The organism is Mycobacterium sp. E136, assembly GCF_001666865.1.
Taxonomy (GTDB): domain Bacteria; phylum Actinomycetota; class Actinomycetes; order Mycobacteriales; family Mycobacteriaceae; genus Mycobacterium.
In genome coordinates this window covers 1-15,156 of the sequence record NZ_LZJE01000223.1, presented here as the reverse complement: position 1 = coordinate 15,156, position 15,156 = coordinate 1, and the positions used below count along the sequence as shown (strand labels likewise).

General features: G+C 68.5%; 15 protein-coding genes and 2 pseudogenes. 6 read left to right on the top strand and 11 right to left on the bottom strand.

The window, feature by feature from the left end; translation table 11 throughout:
- Nucleotides 1–115, top strand: a pseudogene (locus tag A5698_RS29020) (PadR family transcriptional regulator); the annotation flags it as partial.
- Nucleotides 116–161: 46 nt separating this feature from the next.
- Complete coding sequence (locus A5698_RS14885) at nt 162–1,034, top strand: oxidoreductase (protein ID WP_068298203.1); 873 nt, start codon at nt 162–164, stop codon at nt 1,032–1,034.
- Here the strand turns inward: A5698_RS14885 and glpK are convergent.
- A complete protein-coding gene (gene glpK, locus A5698_RS14880; protein ID WP_068298223.1) occupies nt 1,031–2,497 on the bottom strand; it encodes a glycerol kinase GlpK in 1,467 nt (488 codons plus the stop codon). The genes A5698_RS14885 and glpK overlap by 4 nt on opposite strands.
- Before the next feature lie 105 nt (nt 2,498–2,602).
- On the opposite strand from glpK, the gene A5698_RS14875 reads away from it, so the two are divergent.
- The gene (locus tag A5698_RS14875; RefSeq protein WP_231967416.1) at nt 2,603–3,406 is read left to right on the top strand and encodes a class I SAM-dependent methyltransferase; all 804 of its coding nucleotides are present in this window, start codon (nt 2,603–2,605) and stop codon (nt 3,404–3,406) included.
- Between the two features lie 127 nt (nt 3,407–3,533).
- Here the strand turns inward: A5698_RS14875 and A5698_RS14870 are convergent, their stop codons facing one another.
- Complete coding sequence (locus tag A5698_RS14870) at nt 3,534–4,676, bottom strand: acyltransferase family protein (protein WP_068298200.1); 1,143 nt, start codon at nt 4,674–4,676, stop codon at nt 3,534–3,536.
- Nucleotides 4,677–4,686: 10 nt separating this feature from the next.
- Nucleotides 4,687–5,487 carry an MBL fold metallo-hydrolase gene (locus A5698_RS14865; protein ID WP_068298215.1) on the bottom strand — a complete coding sequence of 267 codons (801 nt, stop codon included), beginning with the start codon at nt 5,485–5,487 and terminating at the stop codon, nt 4,687–4,689.
- Nucleotides 5,488–5,608: 121 nt separating this feature from the next.
- Here A5698_RS14865 and A5698_RS14860 point away from each other — a divergent pair, with 121 nt between their 5' ends.
- Entirely contained in the window at nt 5,609–7,093 is a 1,485-nt protein-coding gene (locus A5698_RS14860) for a glutamate-cysteine ligase family protein (protein WP_068298213.1), read from the top strand.
- Complete coding sequence (locus A5698_RS14855; RefSeq protein ID WP_231967415.1) at nt 7,090–7,536, top strand: hypothetical protein; 447 nt, start codon at nt 7,090–7,092, stop codon at nt 7,534–7,536. The genes A5698_RS14860 and A5698_RS14855 overlap by 4 nt, the downstream gene beginning before the upstream one ends.
- A gap of 4 nt (nt 7,537–7,540) precedes the next feature.
- Here A5698_RS14855 and egtE read toward each other — a convergent pair whose 3' ends face one another.
- From egtE to A5698_RS14815, 8 genes are all read right to left on the bottom strand, one after another.
- Nucleotides 7,541–8,656 (bottom strand): ergothioneine biosynthesis PLP-dependent enzyme EgtE, encoded by a 1,116-nt coding sequence (egtE, locus tag A5698_RS14850; RefSeq protein ID WP_068298195.1) that lies wholly within the window; start codon nt 8,654–8,656, stop codon nt 7,541–7,543.
- Nucleotides 8,653–9,648, bottom strand: coding sequence for an L-histidine N(alpha)-methyltransferase (gene egtD / locus A5698_RS14845; protein ID WP_068298193.1), 996 nt, complete (start codon nt 9,646–9,648; stop codon nt 8,653–8,655). The genes egtE and egtD overlap by 4 nt, the downstream gene beginning before the upstream one ends.
- Nucleotides 9,648–10,337, bottom strand: a complete 690-nt coding sequence (gene egtC, locus A5698_RS14840; protein WP_068298188.1) for an ergothioneine biosynthesis protein EgtC — start codon at nt 10,335–10,337, stop codon at nt 9,648–9,650. The genes egtD and egtC overlap by 1 nt, the downstream gene beginning before the upstream one ends.
- Nucleotides 10,337–11,677 carry an ergothioneine biosynthesis protein EgtB gene (egtB, locus tag A5698_RS14835; RefSeq protein WP_084792454.1) on the bottom strand — a complete coding sequence of 447 codons (1,341 nt, stop codon included), beginning with the start codon at nt 11,675–11,677 and terminating at the stop codon, nt 10,337–10,339. The genes egtC and egtB overlap by 1 nt, the downstream gene beginning before the upstream one ends.
- Complete coding sequence (gene egtA, locus A5698_RS14830; RefSeq protein ID WP_068298206.1) at nt 11,674–12,966, bottom strand: ergothioneine biosynthesis glutamate--cysteine ligase EgtA; 1,293 nt, start codon at nt 12,964–12,966, stop codon at nt 11,674–11,676. Before egtA ends, egtB begins: the two co-directional genes overlap by 4 nt.
- A gap of 123 nt (nt 12,967–13,089) precedes the next feature.
- Complete coding sequence (locus A5698_RS14825) at nt 13,090–13,740, bottom strand: sensor domain-containing protein (RefSeq protein WP_068298183.1); 651 nt, start codon at nt 13,738–13,740, stop codon at nt 13,090–13,092.
- A 3-nt stretch (nt 13,741–13,743) separates the two neighbouring features.
- Nucleotides 13,744–14,172 carry an organic hydroperoxide resistance protein gene (locus A5698_RS14820; RefSeq protein WP_197506782.1) on the bottom strand — a complete coding sequence of 143 codons (429 nt, stop codon included), beginning with the start codon at nt 14,170–14,172 and terminating at the stop codon, nt 13,744–13,746.
- 107 nt (nt 14,173–14,279) lie between these two features.
- Nucleotides 14,280–14,672, bottom strand: coding sequence for a hypothetical protein (locus A5698_RS14815; RefSeq protein ID WP_231967414.1), 393 nt, complete (start codon nt 14,670–14,672; stop codon nt 14,280–14,282).
- A gap of 144 nt (nt 14,673–14,816) precedes the next feature.
- Here A5698_RS14815 and A5698_RS14810 point away from each other — a divergent pair.
- Nucleotides 14,817–15,156, top strand: a pseudogene (locus tag A5698_RS14810) (oxygenase MpaB family protein); the annotation flags it as partial.

Sequence of the window (15,156 nt, the reverse complement as noted above, 5' to 3'; positions counted from 1 at the left end):
GGGCGCGGTCGCGCAGGCGGCCTACACCACCAACGAAGAGCAACAGCAGCGGCTTGTCGAGATCGTGAACAACGCCCGCCGCGAGATCTACGGCATCCTCGGCGAGTCCGAATAGGCCCCTAACCGGAATAAGCCCGGCGGGAAGGGTGTACGGATTGAGTATGCAGACCTTCCCGCTGGGCTCTTTCCATGTCGGCCGCGTTGGATTCGGCGCAATGCAACTGCCGGGACCTGGGGTTCTCGGACCGCCGCGGGACGGCGACCAAGCACTCGCCGTGCTGCGGCGGGCACTCGAGTTGGGGATCAACCACATCGACACCGCGCAGTTCTACGGGCCCGATGTCGCCAACGAACTGATTCGCGAGGCGTTGCATCCCTACCCTGCCGACCTCGCCCTGGTGAGCAAGGTGGGTGCCGTCCGAGACGACGCCGGTGCGTGGCTACCCGCCCAGGAACCCGATCAGCTGCGGGCCAGCATCGAGGAGAACCTGCGCAGCCTGGACACCGACCGGTTGGCCGCGGTCAACCTGCGTGTGCACTCCGGGGATCCCAGCGGTATAGCTCCGCTGGACCGCGAGCTGTTCGACCGGCAGCTGACCACGATGATCAAGGCGCGCGACGAAGGGCTGATCGGCGGCATCGGGTTGAGCAGCGTCGGCGTCGACCATCTGCGAATCGCACTGGACCGCACCGACATCGTTTGTGTGCAGAACGCTTACAACCTCCTGGACCGCAGCTCGCAGGATGTGCTCGACGCGTGCGTCGAGCGCGGCATCGCGTTCGTGCCGTTCTTCCCGCTGGGCTCGGGCTTCGTCGCCGACAATCCGGTGCTCGGCCATCCGGCGGTCCAGCGAGAGGCCGGAAAGCTCGGGCGGACACCCGCGCAGATCGTGCTCGCCTGGACGCTGTCGGTGGCGCCGAACGTGCTGCTGATCCCGGGCACGTCGTCGGTGAACCATCTCGAGGAGAACACCGCCGTCGCTGACATCGAACTCGACGAGGAGACCAAACGCGAGCTCGACGCCGCGGCCTAGTCGACGTCGACCCAGTCCAACGTGCGCTGCACCGCCTTCTGCCAACCGGCGTAACCGGATTGGCGCTGCTCGTCGCTCCATGACGGCGTCCAGCGCTTGCCTTCCTGCCAGTTGGCCCGCAGGTCGTCCGCGTTCTCCCAGAACCCCACCGCCAGCCCCGCCGCGTAGGCCGCGCCCAGAGCCGTCGTCTCGGCGACGACCGGTTTGACCACGTCGACGCCCAGCACGTCGGCCTGGATCTGCATGCACAGGTCGTTGGCGGTGATGCCGCCGTCGACCTTGAGGACCTCCATGTGCACGCCGGAGTCGGCCTCCATCGCGTCGACGACGTCGCGGCTCTGGTAGCAGATCGCCTCGAGCGTCGCGCGGGCCAGGTGCGCGTTCGTGTTGTACCGCGAGAGCCCGACGATCGCCCCGCGGGCGTCCGAACGCCAGTACGGCGCAAAGAGTCCGGAGAACGCCGGCACGAAGTAGACGCCGCCGTTGTCAGCGACCTGGCGTGCCAGGGCTTCGCTCTGCGACGCACCGCTGATGATGCCGAGCTGATCGCGCAACCACTGCACCGCCGAACCGGTGACCGCGATCGAACCCTCCAGGGCATAAACGGGTCTCGCGTCACCGAACTGGTAACACACAGTGGTCAACAGCCCGTTCTCGGACCGAACGATCTTCTCGCCCGTGTTGAGCAGCAGGAAATTGCCTGTGCCGTAGGTGTTCTTGGCCTCGCCGGCCTCGAGGCAGACCTGGCCGACCATCGCGGCCTGCTGGTCGCCGAGCGCACCGGTCAGTGGCACCTGGCCGGAGACTGGGCCGTCGTCGCGGGTGATGCCGTAGGCCTCCGGGCATGACGACGGCTTGATCTCGGGGAGCATCTGGCGCGGAATGTCGAAGAACGACAACAACTCGTCGTCCCAGTCGAGCGTCTCGAGGTTCATCAACATGGTGCGGCTGGCATTGGTGACGTCGGTGACGTGCACCCCGCCGCGCGTCCCCCCGGTCAGGTTCCACAGCACCCAGGAGTCGGGGGTTCCGAACAGCGCGTCACCGTTCTCCGCGTCGCGGCGCACCCCGTCGACGTTCTCCAGGATCCACTGCACCTTGCCGCCGGAGAAGTACGTCGCGGGCGGCAGGCCCGCCTTGCGGCGAATGACCTCGCCGCGGCCGTCGCGGTCCAGCGCCGAGGCGATGCGGTCGGTACGGGTGTCCTGCCACACGATCGCGTTGTAGTAGGGCCTGCCGGTCCGCTTGTTCCAGACCAGCGCGGTCTCGCGTTGGTTGGTGATGCCGAGCGCGGCCAGGTCGGTCGCCGACAGGTTCGTCTTGTTGAGCGCCGACATGATCACCGCCGCCGTGCGCTCCCAGATCTCGACGGGATTGTGCTCGACCCATCCCGCCTTCGGCAGGATCTGCTCGTGCTCGAGCTGGTGGCGGCCGATCTCGGCACCGCCGTGGTCGAAGATCATGCATCGGGTGCTGGTGGTGCCCTGATCGATCGCGGCGATGAACTCGGCGTTTCGAGCCAACGTGCACTCCCCTCTCGCTGCGGTCCGTCGTCCATCATGGACTACATGGCCGAGAAGCCCGCCAAAAATACGGCCGCGAGGTCGGCGACGTCGGAGATCGACCGGATGCCGCGCGGCGGTCCCGAGGCGTCCTGCCTGGACCGGCTGCTGCAGAGCGACCGGCAATCCGATGCGTCCACCGACGTTGCGCGCAGGCGCGGCGTGATCCGGGCGCTCCAGCTGACCGGTGGATGGTTCGGCAGCACCGAGCGATTCGCCGAGGTCGCGCTCGCGGAGGTCGAAGACATCGCCGACCCGAGGATCCTCGAGCTCGGCGCGGGCAACGGCGAGTTGTCGCGCAAGCTCCTCGACTGGCATCCATCGGCTCGGTTGACGGTCACCGATATGGACGCAGCGGCCGTGGCGGCGATGGCCGCGAGCGATCTCGGTGCGCATCCGCGCGCGAAGGTTCGCGCGTTGGATGCCACGGCGATCGACGCCGCCGACGGGTCATTCGACCTCGCGGTGTTCGCGCTGTCGTTTCACCACCTGCCGCCGGCGGCGGCCGTCCGGGCGTTCGCCGAAGGCACCCGGGTGGCCGACACGCTGTTGATCATCGACTTACCGCGGCCGCCGTCGCCGCTCCATGTCATACGTCTGGCGACCGTGCTGCCGTTCGCGCGGCTGTTGCCGCTCGTGCGCGACGGCGTCGCGACCTCGCTGCGCTGCTACAGTCCGTCGGCGCTGCGGGCACTGGCCGAACATGCCGATCCCGCAGTCGAGGTCGAGCTGCGCGGCGGACCGCTGAGCCCTCAGGTCGTGGTGGCGCGACGCGCCGACGCGGCGCCGCGATCCAACGACCAACGCTGATAGCCGAACTCGATGAGGGCATCGAGCACGTCGTACAGACCCGGATGCCGTACCAACAGATACCCAATCATCCTCACGTGGAACTTGATACCCCACTTTTCGCCCGTCAAACGTGTGACGTCGCAGGTCAGCTCCGCGGGCGTGTGATCCGATGCAGAAGCCACGCAACCGGAATCGTGAGGATCAGGGTCACGAGGAACAACACGACCACCGAACCGGTGTACACGGGCCACCGCAGCACCGACACCAGCGCGATCTCCATCACGATGACGTGCAGAAGGAAGATCTCGTACGAGATCTCACCCAGCCACACCATCGGCCCGCTACTGAGTAGCCTTGCGTACCAGCCGGTGTCACCGAGCGCCAGCGGGGCGACGACCAGCGTCGCGATCGCCGCGTAGAACACCACCTTCGCGATGTCCTCCCCGAGATTCAGGGCCGGCGCATCGGTGAGTCCGGCGATCGGCGTCGACACGACCAGATACGCAACGACCGCGAGCGGAAGCGCCGACACCGCATAGCATCGAATACCGTTGTGCGCCAGCACACTCAAGGTCATACCGCCGATGAACCACACCAGGTAGTGCGGAAGCCACATCCCCGCCCCGTTCGGCAGCCAGTCGGTGGTGTGCATGACATACAGCCACAGCGGGCTCACCGCAGCGAGCGCCGCGAGCCCGGCCAACAGCGCTCCCGGTCGACACCTTCGCCGGCACAGGACAACCAGCAACAGGTACGCCAACACCGGCAGCGCCGCGTAGAACGCCACTTCGACCGCGAGACTCCACATCTGGGTCAGCCCCTGATGCATGTAGGCGGTGATGTAGTTCGGGCTGTATATCTGGGTGAGCGTCAGATTGCGCAACAGGCCGAGCCACGTATGCCCGGGATTGGGCTCGATGGTGCGGAATTCATAGAGCGCGAACGCCACCAGGACGGTCACCACATAGGCGGGCATGATGCGGCGCACCCGATTTCGGGCGTAACGGCGAATACTCGGTGCCGGCGCACCGGTCGCTGCTGCCCGCACCCACCCGTTGAACAACAGGAATCCGGAGAGGACGAAGAAGATCGCGACGCCGATTTCCATGCGGGCGAACACCAGTCCGGCGTATCCGCGGTTGTAGGCGCCGGTGCCGTACGCGGCGTGGGTGGCCATGACGAGCAGCGCCGCGACGGCCCGGATACCCGTCAGCGAGGCGACCCGGTCGGCCCTCGAGACCTGTTCGAGCCCGCCTTGGTCGAGGTCGCTCGGCCATGGTGCTGACACCGCGTAAGTATCAAACGGTGACCGAGGAACCACGCTCCAATTCGATGATCCGGTCGGAGAGTCCGCGTCGCTTCATCTCATCGACGAAGTCGGACAGCGGGGACGCGAACACCCCGTAGTCGTCGAAGTGCACCGGAATCATCCGGGGGAGGTCGAGCAGTTCGACCACATCGGCGCCCTGCTGACCGTCCATCGTCACGGTCAGACCGAACGGCAGATGCCGGCCGAACGGCAGCCGCGTTCCCCCCAGATGCAGCACGCCCACGTCGATCGACTCGAAACGGACTGGAATCTCGCGTAATTCGTCGACAAGCAAGGTGTCACCGGAGACGTAGAGCCGCCGCCGGGCGGACCCGTCGGTGAACTCGATCATGCTGCCCATCACCGGCGGCAGGAAGCGGTCCACCGGGGTGGGTGCGTGGCGGCCGGGCAGGCTGGTGACGGTGACGCTCACCGCCCCCTTGGTGATTGTGTGGTGCTGCCACGTGTCGAGGGCGAGCGCCTGGGCGAAACCCCGGTGTTCCAGCCGTTTGGCGGCGTGCGGAGTGGTCAGGATCGGCAGTCCGTGGTCGAGCCGGCTCTGCGACACCCGGTCCCAGTGGTCGCCGTGCATGTGCGACAGCACCACCCCGTCGAGCGCGGGTAACTGTTCGATGTCGAGGGCCGGGCCTTTGCGCCGTTTGGACACCAGCCCGTAGCCGAGGTACGCATGCTGGCCCTGGTGCAAGAAGTTCGGGTCGGTCAACAGGGTGATGCCGCCGCCCGAGATCAACGTGGTGGCGTTCCCGATGAAGGTGACGGTGACGTCCATCGTCTTCACCTACCCACCCCGCCCGGCTTTAAGCCGGTGTCCGGGTGGCGAGTGTGCGCAAAATGTCGACGAATCGCGGCGTGTTCGGGTGCAAACACGCACGCTCGCCGACAATGGCGGTGTGGGCGAGGAAGTGAAGGGCACCGGCTACACCGGCGCGCACCGCCGGGAGTACCGGCGCAAGGTGCAACAGTGCCTCGACGTCTTCGAGACCATGCTCGCCCAGTCGAGCTTCGACTTCGAACGGCCGCTGACCGGCATGGAGATCGAATGCAACCTGGTCGACTCGGCGTATCAGCCCGCGATGAGCAACGCCGAGGTCCTTCAGGCCATCGCCGATCCGGCGTACCAAACCGAACTGGGCGCCTACAACATCGAATTCAACGTGCCTCCGCGACGCCTGCCGGGACGCGCGGCGCTCGACCTGGAGACCGAGGTGCGGGCGAGCCTCAACGCGGCTGAGATGAAGGCCAACCGCCACGATGCGCACATCGTGATGATCGGGATCCTGCCGACGCTGCTGCCCGAACACCTGGCCGGGCGGTGGATGAGCGAGTCGACGCGGTATCAGGCGCTCAACGACTCGATCTTCACCGCCCGCGGCGAGGACATCCTGATCGACATCGTCGGCCCCGAGCGGCTGAGTCTGCAGACCGCCTCGATCGCACCGGAGTCCGCGTGCACGAGCATGCAACTGCATCTTCAGGTGTCACCTGCCGACTTCGCGCAGAACTGGAACGCGGCTCAGGTGCTGGCGGGTCCGCAACTGGCGCTGGGGGCCAACTCCCCGTACTTCTTCGGCCACGAACTGTGGGCCGAGACGCGCATCGAGCTGTTCGCCCAGGCCACCGACACCCGCCCCGACGAACTCAAGACCCAGGGCGTCCGTCCGCGCGTGTGGTTCGGCGAACGCTGGATCACGTCGATCTTCGACCTGTTCGAGGAGAACGTGCGCTACTTCCCGTCGCTGCTACCGGAACTGTCCGACGAGGACCCGGTCCGCGAACTCGCCGAGGGCCGTACGCCGAAACTCTCCGAGCTGCGGCTGCACAACGGGACCATCTACCGGTGGAACCGGCCGGTCTACGACGTCGTGAACGGCCGCCCCCATCTGCGGGTCGAGAACCGGGTGCTGCCCGCAGGGCCGACCGTCGTCGACATGATGGCCAACGCCGCGTTCTACTACGGCACGCTGCGGACGCTGTCCGAAGAGGACAGACCGTTGTGGACGAAGATGAGTTTCGCTGCGGCGCAACACAATTTCATCGCGGCGGCGCAGCACGGGATGGACGCCAGGCTGTACTGGCCCGGCTACGGCGAGGTGACCGCCGACGAGCTGGTGCTGCGCCAGCTGTTGCCGATGGCCGACGAGGGCCTGCGCCGTTGGGAGGTCGCCGCCGAGGTGCGCGACCGGTACCTCGGGGTGATCGAGGGCCGCGCGAAGACGGGGCGCAACGGCGCCACCTGGCAGGTCGCGACCGTGCGCGCCCTGCAGGAGCGCGGTATGGCGCGGCCCGCCGCACTGGCGGAGATGCTGCGCCGGTACGGGGCGCGGATGCACAACAACGAGCCCGTGCACACCTGGGACGAGGGCTTCGACGAGTGAGGGCGGTCGTTCGCGGTTTCTGGCTGCTGGTGCTCATTGCCATGGCGGCGGCGTGCCACGGCGGTCAGCAGGCGCGCGCGGACACCGTCGAAGCCCGGCTCGACCGGCCGTTCGTCCTGGCCGGCGGCCAGCAGGCCTCGCTCACCGGTGAGTCGCTGCGCCTGCGGTTCACCGCGGTGCCGGAGGATTCGCGTTGCCCCACCGAGGTCGAATGCTTCTGGACGGGCCAGGCACGCGTCATCGTCATGGTCGACGACGGACGCGCGGGCGAGGAGACCGTCGAGTTCAACACCAATCCCGCGCCTGGCCAGAACCGGCAGACGGTCCAGACGGGCAACTACGAACTGACGCTGCAGGCGCTCGACCCCTATCCCCGCACGCCCGATGACGCCCCGCCTCTGTCGGACTACCGGGCGACCTTGCTGGTGCACCGAACCGGCTGACCCCTCACCCGACGGCGGCCAACGCCGCGGCGAACCGCTCGAGTTCCTCGGTGGTGACGTCGACGTGTGGGGATGCCCGCAGCACGGGTGCCGTCATCTCGAACGGAGCCCGCTGCGCGTCGGCGTAGGTGGTGACGATCCGGTGTTCGGCGATCAACCGCTTGCGCACCTCCTGAGGGTCGGCGCCGTTGGTCGGCGCAAGCGTGGTGATCGCGGTCGGCTCGTCGCGCGGCTCGATTACCCGCCATTCCTTGACGCCGGCCAAAGCGTCGCGGGTCATCACCCCCACCTCCGCCAGCCGGGCCCGGACCCGCTCCGGCCCGTGTGCGAGGTGCTCTCCCAGCGCGATCGAGAAGCCTACGCGGGCAGCGATATTCGCCTCGCCATGCTCCAAGCGCGACAGGACCGGCAGCGGCAGGTTCCACTCCGGCGGCGGCAACCGGGGCCGCAGCCGCTGCGCGAGCTCGCGATGGACCGCCAGAAAACCCACGCCCCGCGGACCCGCGATCCACTTGCGCGACGAACCGTAGATCGCCGCCGGTGTGACCGCGCAGTCGAGATGACCGAGCGCCTGGGCGGCGTCGACGACCAGCGGCACACCGAGGTCCGCGCATGTGACGGCCAGCGCCGAGAGCGGTTGGGCGAGCCCGCGGTGACTGGCCAGCGCCGTCAGGTGCACCAGGGCGGGCGGATCGTCGGCAAGGTCGCGGGCGGCCGCCTCCGGGTCGAGCCGGCCGTCGCCGTCGGCGGGCAACGCGCGCACGGCGAACGCGTTGGCCGCCATGATCGCCAGGTTCGGGCCGTACTCACCCGGCAGACACGCCAGCGTGCGGGGCCCGGGCCAGGCGCTCAGCAGCAGGTCCAGCGCGGCATTCGCTCCGGTGGTGAACACGACGTCGCCGGCTGTCAGCCCGGTCAGGGCGCCGAGCGCGGCGCGGCCCGCGTCGAGTGCCGGGGCGGCGACCTCGGCGGCGACGTAACCGCCGACCTCGGCTTCGTGGCGCGCGTGCTGTGCGGCCGCCTCGATGGCCGCGAAGCTCTGGCGGGAGCAGGCGCCGCTGTCCAGGTGCACTCCGGCGACGGCCGGGCGGGCCGACCGCCACCGCTGCGCGAGGCTCATTTCGTCGACAGCGACAGCCCGAAGTCGCCCGCGGCGTCGGTCCACCAGTGCGTCATCCGCAGCCCTGCCGCGGCGAGTTCGGCCTGGACGCCCTCGGGCCGGAACTTGCAGGACACCTCGGTCAGCATCGCCTCACCGGCGGCGAACTCGACGGTCAGATCGAGGTCGCGGACACGGACCCGCTGCGCTTCGGTGGCGCGCAGCCACATCTCGATACGCTCGTCGTCAGCGTTCCAGCGCGCCACATGCTCGAACATGTCCAGATCGAAATCGGCGCCGAGTTCACGGTTCACGACCGCCAGCACGTTGCGGTTGAAGCGTGCGGTCACCCCCGCGCTGTCGTCGTAGGCGCGCACCAGGCGGTCGGTGTCCTTCACCAGGTCGGTACCCAGCACGAGGTTGTCACCGGGGTGCAGTGTCTCGGACAGGGCCGCCAGAAACTCGGCACGCGGACCGGCGGTGAGGTTGCCGATCGTCGAGCCCAGAAACGCGACAAGACGACGTCCGCGGCGGGGGATCTGGTCGAGGTGCTCCTCGAAATCGCCGCACACGGCGTCGATCTCGAGCCCGGGGTAGTCGTCCTGAAGCGCCGCGCCCGCGGCAGCGAGCACGCTCGCGTCGACGTCGAACGGGATGAACCGCCGAAGCGAGCCGTTGTCGTGCAGGGCGTCGAGCAGTAGGCGGGTCTTCTCCGATGTGCCGCTGCCCAGTTCGACCAACGTGTCCGCACCGGATGCCGCGGCGATCTCGGCCGCCCGGTCCCGCAGGATCTCGGCCTCGGCGCGGGTCGGATAGTACTCGGGCAGTCGCGTGATCTGATCGAACAGGTCGCTGCCGACGGAGTCGTAGAACCACTTGGGCGGCAACGACTTCGGTGATGAGGTCAGTCCTTCGAGCACATCGCGACGCAGCGCGGTCGCGGCCGAGTCGGCGGACAGGTGGTTGGACAACGACAGCGTGCCCGCGCGATCGGCTCCCCGCTGGACTGTCATCAGGATCCCTTCAGTTCGAGCAGGTGCACGCCGGAGGGCGAAACCTCGACAAGGTGCCGATCCGGGATCTCCTGCCAGGCCGGGTCGTCGTCGTACGGTTCACTGGCCAGGACGACGCCGTCGGAACGGCGTAACACCGACAGTGTGTCGCCCCAGGTGGTCGCGAGCAGACGTGTTCCGTTGCCCGCCAATATGTTCAGCCGCGCGTTCGGATCAGCCGCGGCCACCTCGGTGATGGTCTCTCCGAGCGAGTCCAGCCCGCGGTCGAAGATCAGCGCCGCGAGCAGGGCGCTGTCGTTGGTCGACTCGGCGCGGGGGGACAGCGGCAGGACCGCGCGATCGACCAGGCCGTTGTGGGAGAGCAGCCAGTGCCCGTCGGTGAACGGCGCGGCAGCCGTCGCCTCGATCGGCATGCCGACGCTCGCCGACCGAACCGCCGCGACCACGCAACCGCTGCGCAGGGCCGGCGCGACCGAGGCGAGCGAAGCGTCGCCCCACATCGGCGTCGCGCTGCGCCACCGGCGGGGGGTCGGTCCGTCGAAGAAGCCGACGCCCCAGCCGTCGGCGTTCATCAGGCCGTGCTTCTGGCGGCGCGGTGAATAGGACTGCACCAGAAGCCCGTTGGCGGGGTCGAGGATCAGCGACGCCACCGAAACCGGTTCACCGAGCCACCCGAGGTGCCTGCACATCAAGAAGTCTCTCTTCGCGCGAGCGGCTCATCGTCAGCATTCTCTCTTCGCGCAAGCGGCTCATCGCCGACGTCCCAGGCCAGTCGCACGCCGGAGAAGATCTGGCGTCGGATGGGGTGGTCCCAGTTGCGGAAGCTGGGCCGCAGGATGCTGGATGCGACCGCCCACGACCCGCCGCGCAAGACCTTGTAGTCGCCGTCGAAGAAGGGCTGTGAGTAGCGCTCGTAGATCATCGGTGTGAATCCCGGCCAGGGTCGCAGCGGCGACGTCGTCCACTCCCACACGTCGCCGAGCATCTGTTCGGCGCCGTAGGCGGAGGCGCCGGCCGGATATGCGCCGACGGGGGCGGGGCGCAGCGCATCTCCGCCGAGGTTGGCCAGCGCGGTGGTGGGTTCGCTTGTGCCCCAGGGATAACGGCGGCGCGCTCCGACGGCCGGGTCCCAGGCACACGCCTTTTCCCATTCCACTTCGGTGGGCAGTCGGGCGCCCGCCCACGCCGCGTACGCCTCGGCTTCGAAGAGCGTGACGTGCTGGACCGGCTCGGTGTCGGGGATCTCCTCGACGTGGCCGAACCGGGTGCGCGTGCCGTCCGGATCCCAGAACTGCGGCGCCCGAAGACCCGCCTCGGTCCGGTGCTTCCAACCGCGGTCCGACCACCACCGGGGTTCGTCGTATCCGCCGTCGTCGATGAACCGGCGCCACTCGCCGTTGGTCACCGGGACGCGACCGATGCGGAAGGCAGGAACGTCGACGGTGTGCGCCGGCCGTTCGTTGTCCAGTGAAAAGGGTTCGGCGGCGGCGTCGACACCGAGCACGAACTCGCCGCCGGGCACCAGCACCGACGTGCCGGCCACCTCGGGACGGCCTTCGGGGAGCGGGATCCCGGGCTCGAGCAGCGGCGGCCCGCTGCGGAGGTTCAGCGCCTGCAACATGGTTTCGTCGTGCTGGTTCTCGTGGCTGATGACCAGTCCGAAAACGAACCCCGGGTCGTCCTCGGGCAGCGCGTCCAACGTGTCGAGCACCTTGTTCCGCACGGTCGCGCAGTAGGTCCTGGCGTCCGATGGCGGCAGCAGCGGGAGGTTCACGCGGCTGGCTCGCGAGTTGACGAACGCGTCGTAGAGGCGTTCGACCTCGGGACGCAGCATCCCCGGCCGGTCCGGGTTGCCGTCGCGCAGCAACCACAGCTCCTCCTGCTGCCCGATGTGCGCGAGATCCCACACCAGCGGGCTCATCAGCGGGCTGTACTGGCGGCCCAGCTCCGCGTCGTCGAAGTCGACGAGCAGCAAGGTGCGCCCGCGTGCCGTGGTCAGTTCGCGCGCGATGGTTTCGCGAGGCGTCACAGTTCCCCTCGTGCCAGTTGCGTGACCGCGGCCGCGATCCCGTGTCGTGCGGCGCGCTCGCCGAAGTCGTCGGCCGGACACCGTCCCTGCTCGACCGAACGCAACAGCTGCTGCATCGATTCCTCGAGCTCGGCCGGGGCTCGTTCGGCGGCCGCCTGCACGCACCGTTCGGCGGCGGCCTGCAATCGCGGATCGGCCAGGCCGACGCGGGCCGCCTGGTCCCATTTGGTGGCGACGGGTTCGGTGGCCTCGGCGGCGAGGTCGGCGGCCGCCGGATCGTCGAGGAGGGTGACGAGCGTGAACGCGACCGCTGGCCAGACCGCGTCCGGCGCGCTGTCCAGATAGCGGATCTCGAGCCACTGGCGCGGCCGCACCGGCGGAAACAACGTCGTCAGGTGGTATTCGAGATCGGCCACGGTGGGACGGCGCGCCCCAAGCTCGACGCGTCCGTCGGCCCAGTCAGCGAACGGCACCCATTCGGAGACCGGTTCGGCGTCGGCATCGGCATGGTTGACGAGCATCACCGGCGCTTTGAGCGCATAGTGCGCCCAGTCGCTGGCGGGGTCGTCGCCGATCTCACCGAGGACGGGCCCGCAGCGGGCGGAATCCAGTTGGCTCCATACACGTTGGCGCGACGACTGCCACCCGGACACCTCTGCGCTGAGCAGCGGCGAATTCGCAGCGATCGCGACCATCGTCGGCCCGAGCGCGTGGGCGAGCCGCACCCGGTCCGCCCAGCCCTCTCGGGGGCCCGCATCGAGGTTGATCTGCACCGAGGCCGTCGACGTCATCATCGCCGCGCCCGCAGCCGCGGTACCGCTTGCGGTGAAGAACGCCTCCATCGCCCGGTAGCGCGCGCCCGGATTGACCCGTTCGGGTGGTCGCAGCGGGTCCGCCCCCAGCAGCACCAGGCCGAACCCGGCGCGCGCGAACGCCGCGCGCAGCACGGCGCGGTCGGCGATCATGGCGTCGATCGCGGCGAGCGGACCCGCAAGCGGCGGCCCGGACAACTCGACGGCGCCGCCGGGCTCGACGGTGACCCTGCTGCTTCCGGGCAGCGGCGGTAGGTCGGCGATGATCGCGGTGAGCTCAGCCCACGCGGGCCTGCGCATGGGATCGGTCAGATCGAAGCAGTGCGCCTCGATCTCGAGTCCCACCTGCCCTACCGGACCGTCGCGCAGACATCCGTCGGCAACCCGGCGAGCAGCGGCGTCGGCGCTGGTCAGCTGGATGCACCCGGCCGGCGGCGGGTGCGCGTCCTCCACCTCGGACGTGATGGTGAAAGTCATTCCGACCATCCCCTTCCGGGAGTGGACCGCTCGCCCCCTTCAACCATCTTCCAGACGTGACCGACAAAGTCTCGCGTTTTTTGGATGACGCTTTCGTTACGCGAACTTCAACGCCACTTCCGGCTACTGCCCGAGTGTGTTCTGCATCGCCCCTGCCAGTGCGTTCACCGCGGGCCCGCCGTTGCCGGACTGGCAGACCTTGGCTTGCAGCAAAACATTTTCGCGTTTGCGTGTAGTGGTGAAGCAGCGGCGATCGGTACCCGCCTCCTGCTTGACCCAGTCGGCGTCCGTCGCCGAGGCGGGCCCACCGGTGAAGGTCCACACCTGGGTCGTGAAATTGTCCAGGTGCATCGCGGTGGTCTGACCGTTACAGCCGACCGTGCGGTCGACGACGCGATGGAAGGCTCGGTCGGCGGCGTCAGCGGTCGCGAACACGCCGACCGCCTGTTTGATCAGATGCGTCGCATCAGTGGGCGACTCCTGGGTCACCGCACCGTTGAACGACGCGAGGTCCGGGTCGGCGTAGACGTCGGGTAGACCGACGTCTGCCCAGTTGTTGCACGCCGGATTGTCGACCGAGAAGGTCTGCACCGGTTCGGTGAACAACGACTCGAATCGCATTGTGGCGCCGACGATGTTGCCCACGGAGCCCTTCGGCAGCACGGCATAGTTCACCACGCCCGGATCCGAAGGGCGCGCCGAGGCGAGGCCGGCGGGCGCCACCATCGACAAGCCGATGACCACGCCGACGCGCGCTGCGGCGACCGCCCGCATCGATCAGACCTTCGCGGACAACTTGACTTCGATGTTGCCGCGTGTGGCCTTCGAGTAGGGGCAGAAGTCGTGGGCCTTGGCCATCAGGTCGTCGGCCACGCTCTGCTCTAGGCCCGGCAGGTAGCCGATCAGGTGGGCCGTGAGCCCGAAGCCACCCTCGGAGTCCGGACCGAAGCCGACCTGCGCGGTGATCGAGGTGGCTTCGTCGATGTCGATCTTGTTGTTGCGGGCCTGCAGCCGCAGCGCCCCGAGGAAGCATGCCGCGTAACCCGACGAGAACAGCAGTTCGGGGTTCACGCCCTCGCCGCTACCGCCGAGCTCCGTGGGCGGACGGGTATCGAGATCGATCTTGCCGTCGGAGGACCGGACGTGGCCGTCGCGGCCGCCTCCCGACGCGGTGGACTCTGCGGTGTACTTGACCTCAATGCTCATGGGCTCGATCATGCCAGCCCACGCGCAGACGGCAAGACACCCGTCCCCGCTCGTCAATCGGCCGTGCCGTCGACGAGACTCCGTGGCGCAGTGTCGACTCGTGATCGTTACGGGCGGGCCGGCGCGGATGTGGTCGGCGCCTGTGGCGACTGCGGAGGCGCGGGCGGCTGGAAACGCGGACCCTGCGAGTTGCCTGGGCCGCCGAAGGGGGGTCGGCCGAACTCCCCGCCCGGTCCCATCGGGAACCCCGGCGGCGGGCCGCGGTGGAAGATCGCGGTACCGCGGTCGTGGCCGCCGTGATGGCCACCGCGGTGATGCCCGCCGGAGTGCGCGCCGAGGATGAATCCGGAGAAGAAGATCACCGCGACGATGAACACGACACCGGCGACGATGCCGACCCAGGCCGCCGCGGCGCCGAGCCTCGAGCGGCGCGGGGCGACGGGATCCTGCTCAGGTGTTGCGACCACGGGGGTGGTGGCGGGTTCGGGTGTTTCGGTCATGCCTGACATCATGCGAGCCGTTTCGATGAGCCCGTCATGTGCCACCTATGAGCCGGCTGTGAAAACGCCGATTGACATCCGGCGATGTGCGCGAATAGTTTCGACTACACGCGTTGTCAGTCTGGCTTGAAGGGAATCGCGACGATGCAGCGTCCTACCCCGACGCGTCACCCGGAGCGACCACGCCCGGTGCCTGCCAGCATCCGCGTCATGGCCAAGGCGATGGGCATCGGCGAGCCGACACCGCAGCAGTGGCGCCGGCTGGGCGAGCGGTTGACGGTCGGCGACGAACCGGTGGACCGCCTCGTCGAATGGATGTCGACCGTCGGCGTCAAACAGACACGTCCGTTGTTCGACAGGGCACTGACCCACGGCATCGACGCGGTCCCCGACGCTCCGGAGCCGCTGCGCGAGTTCTTCACGGCCGTGGAGGAGCTTCCGGACTGGGTCGACCAGGAGAAGCTGCGGCGCGGACAGCGCGCGC

What these genes read in the sequence shown, in the direction of transcription:
- A5698_RS14865 (WP_068298215.1), bottom strand. Translation starts at nt 5,487, where the DNA reads ATGGACGTCACCGTCACCTTCATCGGGAACGCCACCACGTTGATCTCG.
- A5698_RS14825 (WP_068298183.1), bottom strand. Translation starts at nt 13,740, where the DNA reads ATGCGGGCGGTCGCCGCAGCGCGCGTCGGCGTGGTCATCGGCTTGTCG.
- glpK (WP_068298223.1), bottom strand. Translation starts at nt 2,497, where the DNA reads ATGATCTTCGACCACGGCGGTGCCGAGATCGGCCGCCACCAGCTCGAG.
- A5698_RS14885 (WP_068298203.1), top strand. Translation starts at nt 162, where the DNA reads ATGCAGACCTTCCCGCTGGGCTCTTTCCATGTCGGCCGCGTTGGATTC.
- A5698_RS14815 (WP_231967414.1), bottom strand. Translation starts at nt 14,672, where the DNA reads ATGACCGAAACACCCGAACCCGCCACCACCCCCGTGGTCGCAACACCT.
- A5698_RS14820 (WP_197506782.1), bottom strand. Translation starts at nt 14,172, where the DNA reads ATGAGCATTGAGGTCAAGTACACCGCAGAGTCCACCGCGTCGGGAGGC.
- A5698_RS14875 (WP_231967416.1), top strand. Translation starts at nt 2,603, where the DNA reads ATGGCCGAGAAGCCCGCCAAAAATACGGCCGCGAGGTCGGCGACGTCG.
- egtE (WP_068298195.1), bottom strand. Translation starts at nt 8,656, where the DNA reads ATGAGCCTCGCGCAGCGGTGGCGGTCGGCCCGCCCGGCCGTCGCCGGA.
- egtD (WP_068298193.1), bottom strand. Translation starts at nt 9,648, where the DNA reads ATGACAGTCCAGCGGGGAGCCGATCGCGCGGGCACGCTGTCGTTGTCC.
- egtC (WP_068298188.1), bottom strand. Translation starts at nt 10,337, where the DNA reads ATGTGCAGGCACCTCGGGTGGCTCGGTGAACCGGTTTCGGTGGCGTCG.
- egtA (WP_068298206.1), bottom strand. Translation starts at nt 12,966, where the DNA reads ATGACTTTCACCATCACGTCCGAGGTGGAGGACGCGCACCCGCCGCCG.